The following is a 23,421-nucleotide window of genomic DNA, read 5'->3' as shown; positions in this document are numbered from 1 at the left end:
CCGACGGCGTGATCGAGTACGCCGGGCGCATGGACCATCAGGTAAAGATCCGTGGTCTGCGTATCGAACTGGGCGAAATCGAAGCGCGCCTGGCCGAACACGATGACGTACGCGAGACCGTGGTCATCGCTCAGGACGGTTCGTTGCTGGTGGGCTATGTGGTGCCGAACGACGAATTGCTGCTGGAGGCGGACGATGATCGCCGTCAGGCCTTCCAGCGCCGTCTCAAGGAGCACCTGAGCCAGAGCCTGCCGGAGTACATGATCCCGCAACACTGGCTGTTGCTGGCGAAGATGCCAGTCAGCCCGAACGGCAAACTCGAGCGCAAAGCCCTGCCAAAGGCCGATCCGAGCGTCAGCCAGAAAGCCTACAGCGCACCGACCAGTGAGATCGAGCAAGCGTTGGTGGCGATCTGGCAGAACGTGCTGGGCCTGGAGCAGGTGGGCATTCACGACAACTTCTTCGAGCTGGGCGGGGATTCGATCATCTCGATTCAGGTGGTCAGCCGCGCCCGGCAAGCCGGCATTCATTTCAGTCCCAAGGATCTGTTCCTGCACCAGAACGTGCAGAGTCTGGCAGCGGTGGCCAAGGTCGGTGTGGCCGGTCCGAGCATCGATCAGGGCCCGGTGACGGGCGACAGTCCGTTGCTGCCGTTCCAGCAATTGTTCTTCGACAGCGCCATGGCCGAGCCGCATCACTGGAACCAGTCGGTGTTGCTCAAGCCGCGCGAAACGCTGGATGCCGCCCACGTCGAACATGCGTTGCAGGCGCTGCTGGTGCAGCACGATGCCTTGCGATTGGTGTTCAGCCAGCGTGACGGCCAGTGGTCTGCAACTCACCGTGCTCCGGGCAGCGAACCACTGCTCTGGCAACACGCGGTGGCGGATGATGCCGCGCTGGAACAGCTGGGCGAACAGGCGCAACGCAGCCTCGACCTGGAAAACGGCCCATTGCTGCGGGCAGTGTTGGCGACCCTGGCCGACGGCAGCCAGCGCTTGCTGCTGGTGATCCATCACCTGGCGGTCGACGGGGTGTCGTGGCGCATCCTGCTGGAAGATCTGCAACAGGCGTATCAGCAGTTGCAGGCCGGTCAGGCACTCAAGTTGCCGGCCAAGACCAGCGCTGCGAAAGCCTGGGCGCAACGTCTGCAAACCTACGCCGCCAGCCCGGCACTGCAAGCGGAGCTGGGGTTCTGGCAGGCGCAGCTGCAAGGCGCGAAGGTTGAACTGCCGCTGGATCACGCTGACGGTGCACTGCAAACCCGCTACGCCGCGAGCGTCGAAACCCGTCTCGACAAGGAGCAGACCCGCCAACTGCTGCAACAGGCGCCGGCGGCCTATCGCACCCAGGTCAACGACCTGTTGCTGACTGCGCTGGCACGGGTCATTTCCCGCTGGACCGCCAGCGAATCGACCCTGATTCAGCTCGAAGGCCACGGCCGTGAAGACCTGTTCGATGAACTGGATCTGAGCCGCACCGTGGGCTGGTTCACCAGCCTGTTCCCGGTCCGGTTGACCCCGACTGCCGACCTCGCCGGGTCGATCAAGGCAGTCAAGGAGCAACTGCGCGCGATTCCGGCCAAAGGCATCGGTTTCGGTGCGCTGCGTTATCTGGGCGACGACGCGGCGCGTCAGACCCTGCAAGCGCTGCCGATGCCGCGCATCACCTTCAACTATCTGGGGCAGTTCGACGCCGGTTTCGCTGACGATGGCGGTGCATTGTTCAGCCCGGCCAACGAACCGGCCGGTGCCGAGCAGAGCCCGTTGGCGGCGCTGGGTAACTGGCTGACCCTCAACGGTCAGGTGTATGGCGGTCAGTTGAGTGTCGGCTGGACGTTCAGTTCGCAGATGTTCGACACCGCGACCATTCAGGCGCTGGCCGATGCCTACGCGCTGGAACTGAATGCATTGCTGGAGCATTGCTGCCAGCGCGACAGCCACGGCGTTACACCGTCGGACTTCCCGCTGGCGCACCTGACTCAGGTGCAGCTCGATTCGCTGGCGCTGGCGCCGCAACAGATCGAAGACATTTATCCACTGTCGCCGATGCAGCAGGGCATGTTGTTCCACACCCTGTACGAGCAACAGGCCGGCGATTACATCAATCAGATGTGCGTCGACGTTCAAGGCCTGGACATCGAACGCTTCCGTACGGCGTGGCAGGACGCGCTGGATGCCCACGATGTGCTGCGCAGCAGTTTTGTCTGGGACGGTGAATTCCAGCGTCCGGTGCAAGTCATCCACAAGCACCTGACCGTGCCGTTCAGCGTGCTCGACTGGCGTGACCGCGCAGACCTGCCGCAAGCCATCGCCGCCCTGGCGCTGGCCGAACAGCAGCAAGGTTTCGAGCTGGGTACCGCGCCGTTGTTGCGTCTGGTGGTGGTGCGTACCGCGGCCGATAGCTGCCGGCTGATCTACACCAGCCATCACATTTTGATGGATGGCTGGAGCAATTCGCAGTTGCTCGGCGAAGTGCTGCAACGCTACAGCGGTCAGCCACCGGCCGGCGGTGCAGGCCGATATCGCGATTACATTCAGTGGCTGGCCCGACAGGACGCGCAGGTCAGCGAGGCGTTCTGGAACGCGCAACTGGCCGACCTGCAAGAGCCGACCCGACTGGCGCGCGCGTTTGCCGCGGTGCAGCCGGTCAAGGGCCATGGCGAGCGTTTCCATGTGCTGGACGAGGTGCGCACGCGCCAGCTCAACGAGTTTGCCCGTGGCCACAAAGTCACCCTCAACACGCTGGTGCAAAGCGCCTGGTTGCTGCTGTTGCAACGCTTCACCGGGCTCGACACCGTCAGCTTCGGTGCGACCGTGTCCGGGCGTCCGGCGCAACTGGCCGGCGTCGAGCAGCAGATCGGCCTGTTCATCAACACCTTGCCGGTGATCGCCAGTCCGCGTGCCGAACAAACGCTGAGTGCCTGGCTGCAACAGGTGCAGGCGCAGAACCTGGCACTGCGCGAGCAGGAACACACGCCGCTGTTCGAGATTCAGCGCTGGGCCGGGCAGGGCGGTGAAGCGCTGTTCGACAACATCCTGGTGTTCGAAAACTACCCGGTGTCCGAAGCGCTGCAACAAGGTGCGCCGCAGGATCTGCGCTTTGGCGAAGTAGCCAATCACGAACAGACCAACTACCCGCTGACCCTCGCGGTCAGCCTCGACGCACAGCTGTCGCTGCACCTGAGTTTCGACCGTGAGCAATTCGACGGGCGTTCGGTCGAGCAACTGGCGAGCCAGCTCGATCACCTGTTGCAGCAGATGGTGCAGGCACCGGCGTCGACCTGTCTGGGCGAACTGGCCCTGGCGACCGGGCCGATGCTCGCCGCCATCGACGCACCGGCCAGCGAGCATTGCGTGCATCAGTGGTTCGAACAGCAAGTGGCACAAACCCCGGATGCCATCGCCCTGATATTCGAAGACCGACAACTGACTTACACCGAACTCAATGCGGCCGCCAACCGCGTGGCCCACGGCTTGTTGCAACACAACGTCGGCAGCGATGTGCTGGTGGGGATTGCGGTTGATCGTTCGATGGACATGATCATCAGCCTGTTGGCCGTGCTCAAGGCAGGCGGTGCTTACGTGCCGCTGGACCCCGGCTACCCGGCCGACCGGCTGCTGGCGATGATCGAAGACAGCGGCCTGCGCCTGATGCTCAGCCAGCAGCACCTGCTGGAGCGACTGCCTGTGGTGGCCGGTGTGCGCACGCTGACCGTGGACGGCGATGCATGGCCGTCGCTCGACAGCAACCCGTCAGCCGTCGTGCACGGGCAGAGCCTGGCTTACGTGATGTTCACGTCCGGCTCGACCGGGCGCCCGAAAGGCGTGGGCATCAGCCACCAGGCGCTGGCGCGGCACACCCGTGTGTCCGAGGCCTACAAGGGCCTGTCGGCCCGTGATCGGGTGTTGCAGTTTGCGACGTTCAACTTCGACAGTTTTGTCGAGCAGGTCTACCCGGCGCTGATCTGTGGCGCGGCGGTGGTGCTGCGCGGCAACGAGGTGTGGGACAGCGAAACCCTGTATCAGCAAATTCTTGCCCGGGACATCAGCATCGCCGACCTGACAACGGCGTACTGGAACGTGGTGGTGCAGGACTTCGCCGATCATGGCCCGCGCGACTACGGTCGTCTGCGCCAGATGGTGGTGGGCGGTGAAGCCATGCCGCCGCAAGCCATCGCGGCGTATCGGCGTGCAGGGCTTGAGCAGGTGCAACTGATCAACGCCTATGGCCCGACCGAGGCGACAGTCACCAGCACCGTGCTCGACTGCGTTGACTACGTGCAGGACAGCCAGCCGTTGCCGGCAGCGTTGCCGATCGGTCATGGTCTGGCCGGGCGCACGATTCATATCCTCGACAGCGCCGGGCAGCCGGTGCCGCAAGGTGTGGTGGGCGAGTTGCTGGTCGGTGGCGAACTGTTGGCGCGGGGTTATTTCCAGCGTCCTGACCTGACGGCCGATCGCTTCCTGCCTGATCCGTTCAGCACGCTGGGCGGGCGGCTGTATCGCACTGGCGATCTGGCGCGGGTCAACGCTGACGGTTTGATCGAATACGTCGGGCGTCTCGATCATCAGGTCAAGGTGCGCGGTTTCCGCATCGAACTGGGCGAGATCGAGACTTGCCTGTTGCGTCAGGACGGTGTGCGTCAAGCATTGGTGCTGGCGCAGCCGGGGGCGGGTGGACAGCAGCTGGTGGCTTACGTCGTGCCGCACGATGAGGCATTGGCTGGCAACGCCAATGCCGCGTGGTTGCAAGTATTGCGCGACGGGCTGAAAAACAGCCTGCCGGACTACATGCAGCCAAGCCACGTGTTGCTGTTGGCGCAAATGCCGATCGGTCCGAGCGGCAAGGTGGATCGCAAGGCCTTGCCACTGCCCGACACTCAGGTGTCGAGCGAAGAGTTCGTCGCGCCACAGGGCTCGCTGGAGCAGCAGATCGCGCAGGTCTGGCAGGACGTGCTGGAGCGTGAGCAGATCGGGCGCAACGCGCACTTCTTCGAGGCCGGCGGTCATTCGTTGCTGGCGACCCAGGCCGTCTCCCGGTTGCGCAAAGTCACCGGTCTGACGCTGAGCCTGCGCGATCTGTTCGGCGCGCCGGTGCTCAAGGATCTGGCGGCGGTCATGCAGGCCAACGTCGGGGCCGAGCTGGCGGCGTTCGATTCACGTCAGGTCGAGCTCAAGGCGCACGGCGCCAAGAGCAGCGCGCCGCTGTCGCTGGTGCAGCGCCGCTTGTGGATTGCCGAGCAGCTCTCCGGCGGCACGTCTGCCTATGGCATGCCGATGGCGTTGCGCTTGCGCGGTGACTTGTCGGTGCAGCGCCTGCTGACGAGTTTCGCCGAAGTGGTGCGTCGTCATGAGGTGCTGCGTACCGCTTATGTGCAGGACGATGAGGGTGATCCGATTGCCGTGATCGTCGATGAGGTCGAGCTGGATTTCCCGCTGATCGATCTGTCCGGCCTGTCGCGCAGCGATCAGGAAGAACAGGTGGCGCAAGCCGTCCTCGACAACGCCAACACGCCGATCGACATGGAGCAGGCGCCGCTGTTGCGCGGACGCATCCTGCACCTGAGCCCGAACGAACATGTGTTGCTGTATTCGATGCACCACATCATTTCCGACGGTTGGTCGATGGGGGTGTTGATCAACGAGCTGGTGGAAATCTACGACCGCGCCAGCGCCGGCCAACCGCATGCCTTGCCGGCACTCGCCGTGCAGTATTCGGACTTTGCCCTGTGGCAACAGGCGCTGGAACAACAAGGCGTGCTCGGGCAGCAGGCGAGGTTCTGGAAAGAACAACTGGCGGGCTACAACGGCCAGCTCAGCCTGCCGCTGGACAACCCGCGCGGTGCAACGCCGTCCTACGCTGGCGACGCGGTGCAATTCGCCCTCGGCGCTCGGCTGACTCGTGACGTCCGGGCGCTGGCCTCACGGGCCGGTGTGACGCTGTACAGCACGTTGCTGGCGTCGTTCCAGGTATTGCTGCACCGCGTCAGCGAAGGCGCGGACGTGTTGGTCGGTGCCGACGTGGCCGGGCGTGAGCGGGCGGAGCTGGAGCGCTTGATCGGTTTCTTCGTCAACGTGCTGCCGCTGCGTTCGCGGTTTGTGAGTCAGGCCTCGTTCAGCGGCTTCCTGGCGCAGACCCAGGACACGCTGCTGCAAGCGCTGGAGCACCAGGACCTGCCGTTCGACATGATCGTCGATGCATCGGGTGTGCCGCGTCACAAGGGTATGAATCCGCTGGTGCAGGTGCTGTTCGTGATGAACAACCTGCCGGGCCGCACCCAGGCCATGGGCGGTTTGGACGTCGAAGCGCTGCCGTCGCTGGAGACCCATTCTAAATTCGACATGGCATTGTTCGTTGACGAAGAAGAAGGGCAATTGCTGGGTAATTGGCAATTCGCCACAAGCTTGTTCGGACATGAGCGCATTCAGTACCTGGTCAAGGCCTGGATAGCCCTGTTGGAACAGATCGTCGCTGATCAGGACATTCAATTGGGAGCTATCAGCATGCCAGTCGACAATTCAGCAGCGGCCACCCGGCCGTCTGCCCCCGGACCCAAGGCCGACAAACTGGGCAAATTCCTCAAGCGCGGCGCTGCCCCGGTGGCCAAGGCACGCCCGGCGCCGGTGCGTGAATCGTTGATGGCAGCGCCACAACCGTTCCCGCTGCTGGTGGAACCGAACGACCCGCAACTGGACCTGATCGAGTGGATCAAGAACAACCGGCCGCTGATCGAGACGAAGCTGGCCACCCACGCCGGCATCCTGTTCCGCGGTTTCGAACTCGACGGCATTCAGGGCTTTGAAGCCTTCGCCGAAGCGATCCAGCCCGGTCTGTACGGCCAGTACGGCGACCTGCCGAAGAAAGAAGGCGGCAAGAACACCTACCGCTCCACGCCGTACCCGGAACGCAAAATGATTCTGTTCCACAACGAGAGCTCCCATCAGGACCGCTGGCCGCGCAAGCAGATGTTCTATTGCGAAGTGGCGGCACCGATTGGCGGCGCGACGCCGGTGGTGGATTGCCGCTTGATGTACGAAAAACTGCCGGCGGACCTGCGCGACAAGTTCGAGGAAAAGGGTCTGCTGTATGTGCGCACCTTCACCGACAAACTGGACGTGTCGTGGCAGCACTTCTTCAAGACCGAAGACCGTGCCGAAGTCGAGGCCCGTTGCCGGGCCGGCGGTATCGAATGGCGTTGGCTGGACAACGACGAACTGCAAACCCGTACCCCCGGCCCGGCGATCATTCGTCACCCGGTGACCGGTGCGAAATCGTTCTTCAACCAGGTGCAACTGCACCACATCTACTGGCTGGAGCCGGATGTGCGTGAAGACCTGCTGTCGATGTTCGGTCTGGAGCGGATGCCGCGCCACGTTTACTACGGGGATGGCACGCCGATCGAGGACGAGGTGATGCAGCGCATCGGCGAACTCTACGAGGCATGCGCCGTACGGTTCGACTGGCAGAAGGGCGACGCCATTCTGCTCGACAACATGCTGGTGGCGCATGCCCGCGATCCGTTCGAAGGGCCGCGCAAGATTGTCGTGGCCATGGGCGACATGTTCGACCACAGCGACCTGCAAGGCGCCCGTGGCGAGCCGGTCCGCGCAACCGAAGGAACAGAGGCATGAACGAGGTGGTGATGGAACAACAGGACGTGGGGCAAGCGTTGACCCCCGAGCAACAGATGCTCTGTGAGCAGCTGCCGGGCGCTGCATGCTGGGCCGACGCTGCACGTTTCTTGCGCATCGATATTGCCGGCGAGCTCGACGTGGCGCGCCTGCAAGCGGCTTTCGACCAGGTGCTGGCGCAGCAACCGATGCTGTTGGCCCGGTTGGCCAAGGCTCCGGGTTTTCATGGCCTGCGCCAGTTCAGCGTCGCCGCCGGGTGCTTCCCGCTGACCGTGCAAAACGCACCGGCCCGCGAAGCCGACATTCAGGCGCAATTGACCGAGTGGGCGCAGCGCGCCTTTGTTCACGGCGAATCTGCCGGTGCGCAAGCGGTGTTGTACGCATTGCCGGAACAACGTTGGGCGCTCCTGCTGGGCGCGGCTCGTCACAGCCTGGATGGCAACGCGCTGACGCTGCTCTATCAGCACTTGCTGCGCGCGTATGAACAGCGTGAATGGCCTGAAGACGAAGAGTCGGGTGAGTTCGGTCAGTACCTGGAATGGCGCAGCGAAGTGATCCTCGACGAGGATGCCGCGACCGCCCGGGCGTATTGGCAGGCACAGCTCAATGGCCTCGATGCGAGCCTGTCGACGCCTTGGCTGGCGGCGCGCGTGTCCACGGTATCGGGCGCGGATTCGGCGACCCTTCAAAAGCCACTCGACGCGGCATTGATCGCGGGGCTTGAGCACCTGGCGCAGACCGTTGCACAACCGGTGACGGTGTTGATGCAAAGTGCCTGGTGGCTGTTGCTGGCGCGTTTGAGCGGTCGCGACGAAGTGCTGATGGGCTGGCGCCACGATGGTCGTGAAGACTATGAGTATTTCTCCGGTGCGATCGGCGTGTTCGAGAAAACCCTGCCGCTGAATCTGCCCGTGGAGGCCGATCAGTCATTCGCACAATGGCTGCCGACAGTCGCCGCGCGCCTGGAAGAACATCGTCTCTGGCAGGAATACTGGACCCCTGAGCTGCAACCGGCGGCTGCACGTCCGGACTATGGTTTTGCGTTGCATCGTCAGGCGCAGCCGGTAGTGATCGGCGCGACCCGTTACACAGCGCAGTCGGTGGAGACCGGGCGCGGTAGGGTGTTCGAGTTGCTGCTGCAAGTGCAATTGAATGCCGAGAACGTGGCCAGCGCGGTTGCGCTTGAATATGCCGCGCAGCGCTACAGCGCGGCGTCCATGCAGGTGCTGCTGGATCAATATGTCACGCTGCTGGACCAGCTCGCGGCCGACGCAAACGTGCCGTTGAGAGCGATCAGCCTGCTGACCGACGCCGAGCGTCAGCGCTTGCTGTCGATCAATCCGTCTGCCCGCGCTTGGGTTGAAACACCTATGCTGCCGCAACGCATTGCCGAGTGGGCACAGTCCACGCCAGAAGCGCTGGCACTGACCGATGAGACCGGCCGCCTGAACTACGCGCAGTTGCAGGCCCAAGTCGAGCGGCTGGCGGCGGGGTTGCATGCCGAGGGTGTGGGCCGTGATTCGATCGTCGCGCTGGCCTTGCCGCGTTCGGCAGCGCTGGTGGTGGCGATGCTCGCGATCTGGCGAGTCGGCGCGGCGTATCTGCCGCTGGATCGCCAATGGCCGGTGGCCCGTCAGCAACTGATGCTCGAACAAGCGCGTGCCGGTCTGTTGCTGACCGACGCCACGCAGGTCGCTGAATGGCAGGACAGTGCGCTGCCGGTGCGTTCCATCGATCAATTGTTGGCAACGGACGCTGCGCCGGCTCCGGCCCATGAAACGCAGGGCAGCGATCTTGCGTACGTGCTGTTCACTTCGGGTTCTACCGGCACGCCGAAAGGCGTGTCGATCGAGCACCGCCATTTGCTCAACTACACCGCGAGTGTCAGCTCGGCACTGGGGCTGGACGGTCACCGGCACTTCGGTCTGACCTCCACGGTGGCGGCGGATCTGGGCAACACCACGTTGTTCGGCGCGCTGTTCAACGGTGCAGCGCTGCATGTGGCCAGCGATGCACAGATGCAGGACGCGCAGGCCTTCGCCGGCTATGTGCAGGCGCATGCCATCGACTGCCTGAAAATCGTGCCGTCGCATCTGGCCGCACTGCTCGACAGTGAAACCCCGCATTTGCCGCGAACCCTGGTGCTGGGCGGGGAGGCGATTGCCGCACCGCTGATTCAGCGAATCGCGCAGGTGCGCAGCGATTGCCAGGTGTTCAACCATTACGGCCCGACCGAAACCACGGTCGGCGTGATGGTGCACAAGGTTGCGCCGGGGCAGGGCGCCGGATGGCTGAGCCAGGTGCTCGACAACAATCAGGTGTACGTGCTCGACGCGCAGCAGCAATTGGCGCCGGTCGGTGTCGTTGGCGAGATGTATGTTGGCGGTGCGCAGCTGTTTCGCGGGTACGTCAATGTCGACGCCGAGGCGGGACTGTTGATCGACAGCCCGTTCATCAGCGGCGAACGCCTGTATCGCACCGGCGATCTTGCGCGCTACCTGCCTGAGGGGGCGATTGTCTTGCACGGGCGGCGCGATCATCAGATCAAGGTGCGCGGTTTCCGTATCGAGTTGACGGAAGTCGAGGCGCAATTGCTGCGCCAGCCGTCCGTGCAGGAAGCGGCGGTGGTTGCCGGGGACAGTCCTGAGCAAGGCTTGCAGGCGTTTGTCGTGGCCCGTGAATCGCTGGCCGCGGACAGTCTGCGCGAGCAACTGGCGCAGCAACTGCCGGCGGTGATGGTGCCGCAGCAGATTCGCTTCATCGAACGCCTGCCGAGGCTGGCCAACGGCAAGATCGACCGCAAGGCTTTGCAGCAATTGGCCGATCAAGGCGTCGACGACGATTACGTCGCGCCGCGTGACGCCCTCGAAACGTTGCTGGCCGGACGCATGGCGCAGTTGCTCGGGCAGGATCGCCTGAGTATCGATCGCGACTTTTTCGCTGCCGGTGGCCACTCGTTGCTGGTGATCAAACTGGTCGCGGGGATTCGCAAGCTGCTGCAGTGCGAAATCCACCCGGGCGTGGTCTTCGACCATCCGACCGTGGCCGGGCTTGCGCAAGCGTTGCGCGGTCAGGAAGCAAGTCCGGGGCAGCTGGACAAACTGGCTCAGGCGCGGGTGCGTCTCGAGTCCATGAGCCCCGAGGAAAAAGCCCTGCTGACCGAAAAGGCCCGGCAGCTGCAAGCCGCCAAGGTGGCCCAGGACGTTTAACCGTCCGGCCAGGAAAAACCGTCGCCTCAGTGCGACGGTTTTTTTTAATTTATTTCACAAATGATAAACAAACGCATTCCGGTTTTTCCGGTCTGCTCCGTCTTACTAACGTAAGCGCGTGAATCGACTCGAAAAAGGGCCTTTTCAGTCAGGTTTTCACGCGGCAACAAACGGATTTCTTACGCAACCCGTGACCGGCCCGCGTCTCTGCGCGGGCGACTGTTGCCCGGGGAGGGGCCAGTCGATCGATTCACATGATTGAACGATCCCGCAGCGCAGGTGTGCATTTCGAGGGGCGCTCGGCGCCCCGCAGGCTTTTCCACTTCGACCAATAATAGAGAGCACAATGTCCGCAATTCACGAATTGAAACCCCTGCTCAAGGCCCTGGTGATGTCCCGAACGTTGCGCTCGCGCTCTGTGCTGTCGGGAATGGGCATGGCGTGCCTGCTGCCGCTCAGCGCTCAGGTTCTGGCCGAGGACAAAGCCTTCAATATCGCGGCACAGTCCCTGCCACAGGCGCTGCAGGCGTTTGGCGAGCAAAGCAACATGCAGGTCATCTACAGCGCCGATGATCTGGCGGGCCTCAAGAGTTTTGCAGTCAAAGGCAACATGACACCGGAGTCGGCCATCGGCCAGCTCCTGCGCGGCACCGACGTGCGCTTCACCGTGGAAGGCAACACCCTGATGCTGGTGCGCAGTGGCAGCGCCAAGGGGCTGGAGCTGGGTGCAACCACGATCAACGCCAGCGCGCTGGGCACCACCACCGAAGGCACCCATTCCTACACCACCGGTGCCGTGACCATCGGCAAGGGCCAGCAGAAACTCAAGGACATCCCGCAGTCGGTCAGCGTCCTGACCCGCAAGCGCATGGATGACCAGAACATCAGCAATCTGACCCAGGCAGTCGAAGCCACCACCGGCCTGACCGCGCTGAAGTCGCCGGGCCCGGGCATTTTCATTTACTCCCGTGGTTTCGACATCGAAGCGATCCAGTACGACGGCGTGCCGATCCCGCGCAACGTGTATGCGCTGGGCAGCTACATCACTGAAAACATGGCGATCTACGACCGCATGGAAGTGATCCGTGGCGCGGCCGGCCTGCTGCAAGGCGCGAACAGTCCGGGCGGCGCGATCAACATGGTGCGCAAGCGCGGCCAGGCCGAACCGACCGTGACCCTTTCTGCCAAGGCGGGCAGCTGGGACCGTTATGGCTCCCAGGCTGACGTAGGTGGCCCGCTGAACGATGCCGGCACCATCCGTGGTCGCGCAGTGGTCAACTATGAAAAAGACCATTCGTTCACCGATTACGCCTGGAATTGGGAACAGACCGTGTACGGCGCCCTGGACTTCGACCTGGATGAAGACACCGTGCTCGGTATCGGTTTCAGCAACAAGAAGAGCCACGGCCGTCCATACCTGCTGGGCCTGCCGCGTTACGCCGACGCGAGCAACATCAATCTGCCGCGCTCGACCTATACCGGTGCAACCTGGAACCGTTCGATGAACGACCAGACTGCGGTGTACGCCGACCTTGAACACCACTTCAACGACAGCTGGAAAATCAAGGCCTCGGCCATCGCCATGAACGAGTCGAACGAGGCGACCTACCAGTTCATCGCCGGCGTGGTGCCGGTGGGTGGCAGTACCGGTCCGCGTTTCTCCGACTACGCGACCGATTTTGCCAACAAGAACCGTGCGTTCGATATCTACCTCGACGGCCAGTTTGAAGGCTTCGGCTTCAAGCAAGGCCTGACCGTGGGCGCCAACTATTCCAAGTTCACCAGCGATGACAAATACGCTCGCCAGTTCACCCCCGGCGTAGACATCTTCGACATCGATCACAATCGTCCGCAGAAGTCGTTCGACATGATCGCCGACGCCGCCAACCTGGCCGTGAGCACCTACGATGTTCGCCAGAAGGGCCTTTACGGCAGTTACAAGATCAACCTGACCGATCCGCTGACCCTGATCCTCGGGGCGCGTACCAGCTGGTATGACTTCTCCTTCGACCAGGACAACTACTTCGCCCGCGAATTGCAGGAAGGCGGCGAGAAGAACTCGATCAAGAGCACCGGCCGTGTGACGCCTTACGTCGGCATGGTGTATGCGCTCAACGAACAGTGGTCGGCCTACGGCAGCGTTGCCGAAGTGTTCATTCCGCAAACCCAGTTGACCAAAGAGAAGACTGCGCTCAAGCCGATCGAAGGCACCAACTACGAGCTGGGGATCAAGGGCGAGTTGATGGATGGCCGCTTCAACACCTCCCTGGCGTTGTTCCGCTACATCCAGAAAAACCGCGCCGTGTCTGACCTGACCACCGACATCGAAGGGCCTGAGGCCTGCAACGGCTGGTACTGCTCGACGGCGTCGGGCAAGGTTCGCAGCCAGGGTCTGGAGGCGGAAATCGCCGGTGAACTGTTCGATGGCATGCAGATCTCCAGCGGCTATACCTACAACACCACCAAGTTCCTTGAAGACTCCGACCTCAAGGGCAAGCGCTTCGCCACCGGTACGCCGATGCACATGTTCCGTCTCTGGGGTGACTACACCCTGCCGGGCGACTTCAACAAGGTCAGCGTCGGTGCCGGCGTGAATGCCCAGAGCAGCACGGTCAGCTTCGACCGCAGCTTCGATCTGCCGGGCTTTGCCATCTGGGGTTCGCGTGTTGCCTACCAGGCCACCGATGAGGTCAATCTGGCGGTCAACCTGAACAACATGTTCGACAAGCGCTACATCATTCCGGCCTTCGCCCAGATCAACAGCAACAGCTACTACGGCGACCCGCGTAACGTGATGTTCAGCGTGACGTACAAACCGCAGTTCTGATCCACCGCTAACACCCGAACCCGGCCTGCCATTGCAGGCCGGGTTTTTTATTGCCCGGAAGAAAGGCTCCAGCGACGGATGAACGAAAAAGCGGCCAAAGAAAAAACCCGTCAATCAATGATTGACGGGGTTTTTCAGGTCCTGCACAGAGGCTCAGCGCACTCGACTGTTGCTCAGGAACGTATCGATCAGGGGTTCAAGCAGTTCATCCTGGAAGATCATGCTGCGGTGTTCCAGAGGTGACAGTATCGAGCAGTTCAGTTCGCCCGATTGGCTGTAGCGCTGAATCAGCGCCTGGCTGAAGGCCAGTTCTTCTGCGGTTTTTTCCGGCACCGCCCACCAGCAACTCGGTTTGACTCGCAGTGGCTTGAAGGTAAAGGCGTCAAAGGCTTCCACTAGACGTTCGTGCACCGAGAACGCCTGGGCGTTCATGACTTCACTCTTGATGTTCTGCACAACGGCCAGCAAGTCGCCTTGGCCCGGTTCGACCTGACCGGCCGCCCAGTCATAGAAGTCCTTGACGCTGCCGTGCGGCGACGTTTGCAGGTAGGCAGCGGTGCGCGGTGCCAGGGTCGGGAACAACAGATTGAAGTAGTGCACGGCATCGAGCACTTCTTCGGAGGTGACGCCGAGCGCTTCGTCGTCCGTTCGCTGGAAGCGTGGCAGGTCGGCAGGGAAGGCCGACGCCGGCACGGTGCCGTCGACCAGCCCCAGAAACGCCACTTCGTGACCCTGAGACTCCAGCGTAGCGGCCACGTCCATGGCCAGCGGGCCACCCAACGACCAGCCCATCAGGTGATAAGGCCCCTGCGGCTGGGTGTTGACGATTTCACGGCTGTAGTCGGCGATCATCTCCGACCAGGTTTGCGCGTCGTTGTGTTGCTGCGCGAAGCCGCGATGCATCACGCCGTAGACTTTCGCCCGGTTGTTCAGGCGTTTGGCCAGCGGCTGATAGCAGAACACGATGCCACCGCTGGGGTGCAGGCAGAACAGTGCCGGTGCGTCGGCCGGTGCGTTGTTGAGTTCGACCACACACTGCGCGGTTGCGAAATGCTGGCGAGCGACGAAAGCGGACAGTTCGGCGATGGTCGGGTGAGCCAGCAACTCTTGCAGACGTACTTCGATATCGAGCTGTGCCTTGAGCTGGGCGATCAACTGGATCGCGAGAATCGAATGGCCGCCCAACTCGAAGAAGTTGTCGGTGATCCCGACGCGCTCAATGTTCAACGATTGCTGCCAAAGACCGGCCAGCGCTTCTTCCAGCGGATTGCCCGGCGCCACGTAGGTTCGTTGCCAGAGGCTGGCATCCGGTTCCGGCAGGGCTTTGCGGTCGAGTTTGCCGTTGGCGTTCAAGGGGAAGCGCTCAAGGAACAGCAAGTGTGCAGGCACCATGTAATCGGGCAATTGCGCCCGCAGAGCAGCGATCAGGGTGTCGCGCAGTTCCGTCGAATCCGCTGCGATGACGTAGGCCACCAATTGCAGACCGCTCGGGCCGTCGTGGGTCAGCACCGCGCAATCCTGCACCTGCGGCTGATCGAGCAGACGCGCTTCGATCTCGCCCAGTTCGATGCGGAAGCCGCGGATTTTTACTTGATGGTCGATCCGTCCGACGTATTCGATGCTGCCGTCGTTGCAGTATTTCGCCAGGTCGCCGGTACGGTACAGACGCCCACCCGCAACACTGTCGAAGGGGTCGGGGATGAAGCGCGTGGCGGTCAGGTCGGTGCGGTTCAGGTAACCCCGGGCCAGCCCGGCGCGACCGATGTACAGCTCACCGGTGCAGCCTTTGGCGACCGGGTTGAGGCCTTCATCCAGCAGATACCAGGACAGGTCGGCAATCGGCACGCCGATAGGGCTGGCGGACTCGGCGTTCAGGTCAGCCAGTGACAGCGGCCGGTAGGTGACGTGGACGGTGGTTTCGGTGATGCCGTACATGTTGATCAGTTGCGGGGTCTGATCGCCGAAGCGTTCGAACCAGGGGCGCAGGCTTTTCACCTCGATCGCCTCACCGCCGAAAATCACGTAGCGCAGGTGCTGGGTCAACGGCTGGTCGGCTTCACAGGCGACTTTCATCAGTTGCTTGAACGCCGACGGCGTCTGGTTCAGCACGCTGACCTTTTCTTCGCAGAGCAGCGTGTAGACGTCTTGCGGAGAACGACTGACGGCGTGCGGCACGATCACCAGGCGTCCACCGTACAGCAACGCACCAAAGATCTCCCAGACCGAGAAGTCGAAGGCATAGGAATGGAACAGGCTCCAGACATCGTTCTGATCGAAGCCGAACCAACCGCTGGTGGCTTCGAACAGGCGTACCACGTTGTGATGCGCCAGCAGGGCGCCCTTGGGTTTGCCGGTCGAGCCGGAGGTGTAGATCACGTACGCCAGATTGTCCGGCTGAACGGCGACGTCGGGGTTGTGCTCGGCGGCGTCGATCAGGCTCGTGGCGTCGTCGAGCAGCACGCAGCGCACGTGGGCCGGCAATGGCAATTGTTCACGCAGGTGGGACTGGGTCAGCACCCAGTCGATGCGGCTGTCCTCGATCATGTAGGCCAGGCGATCTGCCGGGTAGGCCGGGTCCAGTGGCACATAGGCGCCGCCGGCCTTGAGAATCGCCAGCAGGCCGATCAGCATTTGCGGCGAGCGCTCGGCGGCGATGCCCACCAGCACATCCGGGCCGACACCGTTGGCGATCAAGCGGTGGGCCAGACGGTTGGCCTGGCGGTTGAGCTCGGCGTAGCTGACCTGTTGTGCGCCGAAGGTCAGGGCGATGGCGGCACCATCGCGCGCGACCTGCGCTTCGATCAACTGATGCAGGCATAGCGACGGGGCGATTCGGGTCTGCTGCGGGTTCCATTCGGCGAGGGTCTGCCGATGCTCTTCGGCTTCAAGCAACTGCAACTCGTCCAGGCGTAAATCGGGGCTGGCGATCAGTTGCAGCAGCAGTTGTTGCCAGTGCCGGGCCATGCGCTCGATGGTGTCGGAGGTGTAGAGGTCGCGGCTGTATTCGAAGGTGGCTTGCAGGTTCTGCGGATTGAAGTCGACGTCCAGCGACAGGTCGAACTTGGCCTGGCTTTCGCCGGCATCGAGAAATTGCAGGTTCAGCCCGGCCCATTCCACGGCCGCCGGCTCGCCGCCGCCCGTGCGCCAGTTGAACAGCACCTGGAACAGCGGATTGAGCGAGGTGGCACTGCCGCGTTGCAGTTGATCGAACAACAGCTCAAGAGGGTAATCGGCGTGTTCCAGGGTCGCCAGTGAATGCGCGCGCAAGGCGTGCAGGAAGTCCCGCACCGGTTGCTGGCCGTCGAGCGTCGCCTTGTACACCTGACTGCTGACAAAAAAGCCCACCAGTTCCTGGCTGTCGCTGCGGTTGCGGCTGGCGTTGGGCACGCCGACGGTGAATTCGCGTTGCTGACTGTAACGGCCCAGCAGCAATTGCCACGCGCCCATCGCCAGCACGAACGGGGTCAGGCCTTCGTTCTGGCAGAAGCGGTTGAGGGCTTGCAGCGCTGTGGGCTCAAGGCTCAGAGAATGACGCCCGGCCAAGTGTTGCTGGCCTTCGGCGCGGGCATGATCGACGGGCAGTTCAAGCACCGGCAGTTCGCGACCCAGATACTGACGCCAGTAATGGTCGGCGCGCTTGCAGGCGACGCCGTCGAGGTATTCGCTGCGTTGCCACTGCGCGTAGTCGCTGTACTGGATCGGCAACTCGCTCAGCACCGGGGCGAGGCCGGCGCTGGCCTGAGCATAGGCGCGCGCCAGATCCTGCATGAGGATCGCGTTGGACCAGGCGTCAGACACGATGTGGTGCATGTTCAGCAGCAGCACATGTTCACGCTCGGCGGTCTTGACCAGGGTGGTGCGGATCAGCGGCGCGCGGCTCAGGTCGAACGGTTGCAGGGCCTGGGTTTGCAGGCGTTGTTCGAGGTGCAGGCGACGGGTGTCCTCATCCAGTGAGGACAGGTCCTGGCGCTTGAGGTTCAGGCGTGTCTGGCGCTCGACCACCTGGGTCGGCACACCGTCGATTTCGCGAAAGGCACTGCGCAAGATGTCGTGGCGGTCGATCACCGCGTTGAGCGCGGTTTCCAGCGCCTGCGGATCGAGGTCACCGTCCAGGCGCAGGGCGCGCGGCAAGTTGTAGGCGGTATTCGTCGGTGCCTGTTGCTGCACCAGCCACAGGCGTTGCTGGGCGTACGACAGCGGCGCCCGATCCAGGCGCGCGCGGCGGGTGGCGACCGGGTCTGGCTCGACGGCGTCGGCATCGGCCAACAGCAGCGCCAGCAGGTCATCATCAAGAAGTTCGTTCATGGCTTTCTCTTAACACTCGACAGGGGCGGGCCCGGTTCAGCAGACGGCTGCCGGGGCTTTTTCGCTGATGACCTGGCCGCCTTGCATGCGTACCAGTTGGTCGGCGACGTCGAAATAACGGTCGTCGTGGGAGATCACGATGATGGTCTTGCCCAGGTATTTGAGTTCCGGCAGCAGCTCGGTGTAGAAAATCCGCCGGAACACCGGGTCCTGATCGGCCGCCCATTCGTCGAACACCAGCACCGGACGTTCCTCCAGCCAGGCATTGAGCAGAGCCAGACGCTTGCGCTGGCCGGTGGACAGGTCGGTGGTGCTGAACGCGCCATCGCGAATGCTGACCTTGTGCGAAATCTCCAGGCGTTCGAGGTAGCGGTTGGCGTCCTCGGGCACTTGTTGATCGCCTTGCACCAGTTCGTCGAACAGGTAGTAGTCGGCAAAAATCGTGGTGAACAACTGACGGTAATCGTCACGGTTCTCAGCCACCACGGGTGCGCCGTTGAGCAGGATTTCCCCACCCTTTGGCGCATACAGCCCCAACAGCAATTTGATCAGGGTGGTTTTTCCGCCGCCGTTCTCGCCGACGATGAACACAATCTCGCCCTGACGGATCGACAGATTGACCGGGCCGAGCGTGAACGGTTTGTTGTCGCCCACGGCTGCAAATGCATAGTGAACATCACGCAGTTCCAGATGCTCGACCACCGGTTTGACGCTGGCGGTGTCGCTCAACAGCAGATGGGGTTCCGGGGAGGAGAACTGCTCCGCCAGATCGGCAATGCGCTTGAAGGCGATGTTGGCGCGACTGACCACTGGCAGGGTGGTCACCAGGTATTCCAGCGGGCCTTTCATGTACAGCAGCACCAGCACGAAACCGCTGAGCACCGCTTTGTCGGTGCCCAGCCAGAAGGATTGCAGGGCGAGTGCCAGGCCGATCACCACGAAGAACAGCATCGAGCCAAACGTCTTGGCGACCACGAAGGTGTTGATCGAACGGATGTGGGTGTTGCAGATGTAATCGGCGGTGCCTTCGATGCGCTGGCTGAACATGCGCTGACGGCGCGGGCGATGGATGCGCAGTTCCTTGGCGCCGGCCGCGATGGCGCTGTAGTGCTTTTGCAGTTCGTCTTCGGCTTCACGGGCGGCTTCAAAGCCTTTGATGCCTTTGGCTCGGGCGATGTACTGCACGACGGTGCCGATGATGATCGCCACCAGCAACAGCGCGAACATCGGCACCGAGAGGTAGGCCAGGTAACCCAGGCAACCGAGGGTGACGGTGAAGGCGATGGCCAGTGGCGCGAAGGAAAACGCGAAGTCGCTGACGGTGTCGACGTCATGGGTCAGCACCGGGATCAGGCGATGGCTGCGGAAGCGTTCGATCTGCTCGATCGGCGCCAGCAGGACTTTTTCACCGAGCGATTTTCGCAGTCCGGCAATGATGTGCTGGCCGACATGGTTGGTGCCGATGTCGGACAGGATCGAACTCAGCAGCGCCAGTGCACAGAGCCCGGCGAAACTGGCGAGCACACCCAGTGACGGGCTCCCGTTGGCGTTCAGGGCGTCATTGATGGTCGCCAGCAACGCCGTGACGCTGAGGCCGCCGACCATGCCGAGCATGATCGAAATCAGGACCACCAGCCAATAGGGCTTGAGCAGGCTGAGAACTTCGCTGATGGCGCCACGGGATTTTGTGGTCATGGTGGATTCCGCTTTTGAAGGCCGCTGGGGGCGATGATTCGAGAAAAACCGGGAAGGCGTCGACCCGATGGTCGACGCCGGGGTGGATCAGAGGTCGCGGGCTACACGAAAGCCCAGCCAGTCGCCCCGCACTTTGGGGTAGACCGCGTTGCGGTTGCCGGAGCGCGAGAACACCGGCGCCTCGCCCCAGTCATTGCCGCGGATGCGCCGGATGCTGCAGTCGCCGGTCAGCCACGCGCTGCCGTCACTCGGGGCACCGGCGTAGTTTTCGTTGTAGCAGTCAGCGGTCCATTCGTAGACGTTGCCGTGCATGTCATAGACGCCGAAGGCGTTGGCCGGAAAGCTGCCGGCCGGCGCGGTAAAGTTGTAGCCATCGGCGGCGCCGTAGGTGTTGGCGTGTTTGGCGATGCTGTATTCCTTGCCCTCATCGAACGGGAACGGGAAGGGCCCGGCGCTGCCGGCACGCGCGGCGTATTCGCGCAGGGACTCACTGACCAGACGGTATTGCTTGCCGGTCTTTTTCGAGAGCCACGCCACGTACGCGTTGACTTCGGCGAAGTCCATGCACACGGCCGGATGCTTGTCGGTGTACTGCTTGCGCGGATCGCTGCCCGCGTAATCCGGAATCCCGGCCTTGCACGCGCGGCCCTCGCGATCATCGCCGTCGGGCATCTGATAACCGGTGTCCTTGAGATAGGCGTCCCATTGGCCCCGAAGGACCTGGAAGCGGCTGATGGCCAGCGGTTTGGCGAACGTCACCGGGTGCATCGGGCCTTCGTCCGGTTCGCGGCCGACTTCGTCTTCCGGGGTGCCCATGGTGAACGTGCCGGTGGGCAGCACGACCATTTCCGGGCAGTCCTTGCAGTCTTTGAACACCTTGCCCGGCTGCAGCGGTTCAGCCGCCTGCGCCAGTCCCGGCAACAGGCTGGCGAGCAGGGCGGCCAGGGTCAGCGCGGGGAGCGACTTGATGGAAAAACTACGTAGCTCACTGTTCATCATTTCTCTCGATAACAGGTTTAAAGGCGTTCACGGTGCTCAGATCTGGCTGACGAGCACGGTCATGAAACGGTCGATTTCTTGTTCGGTGTTCAACAGGCCCGGCGCGCTGCGAATGACCGGGCCGACGTCGCGGTCGACGGCATCGGCGATCACCTTGTTCTGCATCAGGTAGGCGGCGATCTTGTCGCAGTCCTTGCCCTTGACCCGGAAGAAGGTGAAACCGGCGGAGAGTTCGGGGCTCAGCGGCGTCACCAGTTCGATCTGCGGATGTTCCTGCAGGCGCTTTTTCAGATAGCTGTTCAAGCCGTGAATACGCGCCTGGACGTCGGCCTTGCCCAGTTGCAGGTGCAATTTGAACGCTTCGTTCAAGGCCCAGCGGTGCTCGAAGGCGTGATAGCCGCCGGGGGTCATGGTGGTGGAAAACGCGGTGGCTTCGGAGAAGGTCGGAATGATCGGCGTGACGTACCTGACCTGGTCGAAACGGCTGCAGACGATGCCGGTGCCGCGTGGGCCGAACATCCATTTGTGGGTGCCGGCGATAAAGAAGTCGCAGTTCATGGCCGGGAAACTCAGGTCATCGACGCCGAAACCGTGCACGCCGTCCACCAGATAAATGATCCGGTTGTCGTCCGAACGGCCCTTGTTGTGCTTGTCGACCAGCGCGCCGATTTCGCCGATCGGCAGTTTCACGCCGCTGCCCGAATGCACCCAGCACATGCCCAATACACGGGTTTCCGGGCGGATGTTGCTGTCGATCGCCGCCAGGATTTCGGCCTTGGTCGCCGTGTGCGGATCCTTGAACAGACGGATCTTGCGCACCTTGGTGCCTTCACGCTGTGTGCGCAGCGCGAGGATGGTGTGGGTGGCGTAGTGTTCGTGTTGAGTGGTGAGGATTTCCTGATCGGCACGCACATGGGCGCCGCCGTAAATCATCGCCAGGCCCTCGGTGGTGCTGCCGGTCAGGGCGATCTGTCTGGCGTCGGCTTGCAGATAACGCCCGGCCCAGACCCGTACCTCTTCCTCGCGTTGCTCGATCACGCCCAGGTCCCAGTCCATCGCCAGCCCCGGGTTCTTGTCGAGGGCGGCGCGGTGCAGGGCGATGGCGTCACGCACCGGTCTGGGGTGCGAGGTAATCAGGAAGTTGGAGAAGTGCAGGCAGTCGGGATCCTGCTCGAACAGTGTGCGTAATTGCGTCCACTTGTCCTGTGCCGGCGCCGCTGGCGCAACATTCGTGGTGTTGTCGGTGCTGGCGACGTGGGCGATGCCCGAGGCCAGCGGCAGGCCGGCGGCGAGAATCCCCGCCTGCTTGAGAAACGTACGACGATCACTCATGGCTTGATCTTGTCCTGCTGTGAAATCAGCGCAGGTCGGGCGGCTTTCTGCACCTGATCCCAGACCCGCAGGAAGTTGCCGCCCCAGAGCTTGGCGATGTCGGCTTCGGAGTAGCCGCGCGAAATCAGTTCGGCGGTGACGTTGGGGATGTCGCCGACGTTCTCCCAGCCTTTGACGCCGCCGCCTTCGTTGAAGTCGGAGCTGATGCCGACGTGGTCGATACCGATCTTGCGCACGGTGTAATCGATGGCGTCGCCGTAGTCCTTGAGCGTGGCTTTGGGTTCTTCGTCGAGGATCGCGTAGAGGCGGCTGGCGTACTGGCCGAACTTGGCCTCGGGCCATGCGGCGATGATCGGGTCGCCCGGCATCAGTGCCACGGCGAGGTTGGGCAGTGGCGGCAGGTCAAAGCTTTTGCGCAGTTCGTTGAGCTTGTCCTGGGTGGTCTGGGTCAGCGGGCGCAGGTACTGCGAGAAGCCCACCACCTGCACCACGCCGCCGCTGTTCTTGATCAGTTGCAGTTCTTTGTCGCTGAGGTTGCGGGGGATGTCGACCATCGCCCGTGGCGCCGAGTGCGAGGCCACCATCGGCGTGCGGCTCAGTTGCGCGACTTGCTCCAGGGCTTTGGTCGACATCTGCGACACATCGATGATCACGCCCAAATCGTTGAGACGCTTGACCGCTTGTTTGCCGAGGTCGGAGAGGCCGTCGAGTGCATCCGGCGAATCATTGAAGAACGGCAGCGGCCGTGACGAGTCGGCCCAATCGTTGTTGCCGATGTAGCTGAAACCGAACATACGCATGCCGCGCGCCGTCCACAGGTCCAGCAGGTTCAGGTCGTGGCCCAGCGGGTAGGCGTTGAGCATGCTGATGAAGATCGCGAACTTGCCTTCACCGTGCAGGCGCCGGAAATCTTCGGGCGTGTAGGCAATCCCGACCTGATTGGGGAAGTCGCGGACCATCCCGGAGATGATCTTGTAGCGGATCTCCTGCTGGTTGCGCGCCTCTGCAACGAAACCCGCCGTAGGCTTGTGCGGCGCATTGGCGCCGTTCCACAGTTCCGGCCAGCCGAAAATCGTCAGTGCTGCACCGGACAGTTGCCCGCGATTGGCTTTTATCAGGTCGAACTGACCGGGGCCGTCCTTGTCGGCTTCATTGCCGTGGGTGCCGAAGTCCTGAAGGACGGTGATGTGGCTGTCGAAGGACAGCAGGTGCTGGTGCATCTCGCGGGCCTGGTCCATCACCTTGACCGGATAGCCGAGATTGTCGTTGAGCCAGTAATCCCAGGCTGCGAAGCCTGCTGCGGCACTGATCGCCAGGGCCAGTGGCAGGCCAATGAAAAGAGCCTTTTTCGAACGTGGTTTTGTCATTGCCATCTCAGTCAGGTTCGCCGTCGAGGTGCTGGCGCAGGGGCCATTGCTATCTG

Annotated in this window: 8 protein-coding genes; 3 read left to right on the top strand and 5 right to left on the bottom strand. The window is 62.7% G+C overall.

Going from position 1 to position 23,421, the window contains the following annotated elements:
- The 3 genes from QRN46_RS11505 to QRN46_RS11495 form a co-directional block, all read left to right on the top strand.
- On the top strand, positions 1-7,631 hold a 7,631-nt coding region (locus tag QRN46_RS11505), incomplete at its 5' end, for a non-ribosomal peptide synthetase (protein ID WP_285354705.1).
- Entirely contained in the window at positions 7,628-10,840 is a 3,213-nt protein-coding gene (locus QRN46_RS11500) for a non-ribosomal peptide synthetase (RefSeq protein WP_285354703.1), read from the top strand. The genes QRN46_RS11505 and QRN46_RS11500, both read left to right, overlap by 4 nt.
- A 346-nt stretch (positions 10,841-11,186) precedes the next feature.
- On the top strand, positions 11,187-13,667 hold the full coding sequence (locus tag QRN46_RS11495) for a TonB-dependent siderophore receptor (RefSeq protein WP_011333312.1): 2,481 nt from the start codon (positions 11,187-11,189) through the stop codon (positions 13,665-13,667).
- A 153-nt stretch (positions 13,668-13,820) separates the two neighbouring features.
- On the opposite strand, the gene QRN46_RS11490 is transcribed toward QRN46_RS11495, so the two are convergent.
- The 5 genes from QRN46_RS11490 to pvdM all read right to left on the bottom strand — a co-directional run bounded on the left by QRN46_RS11490 (position 13,821) and on the right by pvdM (position 23,365).
- Complete coding sequence (locus tag QRN46_RS11490) at positions 13,821-17,972, bottom strand: non-ribosomal peptide synthetase (protein WP_285354701.1); 4,152 nt, start codon at positions 17,970-17,972, stop codon at positions 13,821-13,823.
- Between the two features lie 36 nt (positions 17,973-18,008).
- Entirely contained in the window at positions 18,009-19,667 is a 1,659-nt protein-coding gene (locus tag QRN46_RS11485; RefSeq protein ID WP_011333314.1) for a cyclic peptide export ABC transporter, read from the bottom strand.
- Between the two features lie 87 nt (positions 19,668-19,754).
- The gene (gene pvdO / locus QRN46_RS11480; RefSeq protein WP_041475190.1) at positions 19,755-20,663 is read right to left on the bottom strand and encodes a dihydropyoverdine dehydrogenase; all 909 of its coding nucleotides are present in this window, start codon (positions 20,661-20,663) and stop codon (positions 19,755-19,757) included.
- A gap of 39 nt (positions 20,664-20,702) precedes the next feature.
- Positions 20,703-21,998, bottom strand: a complete 1,296-nt coding sequence (gene pvdN, locus QRN46_RS11475) for a pyoverdine-tailoring periplasmic protein PvdN (RefSeq protein WP_285354700.1) — start codon at positions 21,996-21,998, stop codon at positions 20,703-20,705.
- On the bottom strand, positions 21,995-23,365 hold the full coding sequence (pvdM, locus tag QRN46_RS11470; RefSeq protein WP_285354699.1) for a pyoverdine-tailoring dipeptidase-like protein PvdM: 1,371 nt from the start codon (positions 23,363-23,365) through the stop codon (positions 21,995-21,997). Before pvdM ends, pvdN begins: the two co-directional genes overlap by 4 nt.
- Positions 23,366-23,421 lie beyond the last annotated feature (56 nt).

Source organism: Pseudomonas sp. lyk4-R2A-10, from assembly GCF_030209075.1.
GTDB lineage: Bacteria > Pseudomonadota > Gammaproteobacteria > Pseudomonadales > Pseudomonadaceae > Aquipseudomonas > Aquipseudomonas glycinae.
This window is presented reverse-complemented; position numbering and strand designations above follow the sequence as displayed.

Excerpts from the sequence above, each read along its gene's own strand:
- QRN46_RS11500 (WP_285354703.1), top strand. The coding sequence starts at position 7,628 with ATGAACGAGGTGGTGATGGAACAACAGGACGTGGGGCAAGCGTTGACC.
- QRN46_RS11495 (WP_011333312.1), top strand. The coding sequence starts at position 11,187 with ATGTCCGCAATTCACGAATTGAAACCCCTGCTCAAGGCCCTGGTGATG.
- QRN46_RS11490 (WP_285354701.1), bottom strand. The coding sequence starts at position 17,972 with ATGAACGAACTTCTTGATGATGACCTGCTGGCGCTGCTGTTGGCCGAT.
- QRN46_RS11485 (WP_011333314.1), bottom strand. The coding sequence starts at position 19,667 with ATGACCACAAAATCCCGTGGCGCCATCAGCGAAGTTCTCAGCCTGCTC.
- pvdO (WP_041475190.1), bottom strand. The coding sequence starts at position 20,663 with ATGAACAGTGAGCTACGTAGTTTTTCCATCAAGTCGCTCCCCGCGCTG.
- pvdN (WP_285354700.1), bottom strand. The coding sequence starts at position 21,998 with ATGAGTGATCGTCGTACGTTTCTCAAGCAGGCGGGGATTCTCGCCGCC.
- pvdM (WP_285354699.1), bottom strand. The coding sequence starts at position 23,365 with ATGACAAAACCACGTTCGAAAAAGGCTCTTTTCATTGGCCTGCCACTG.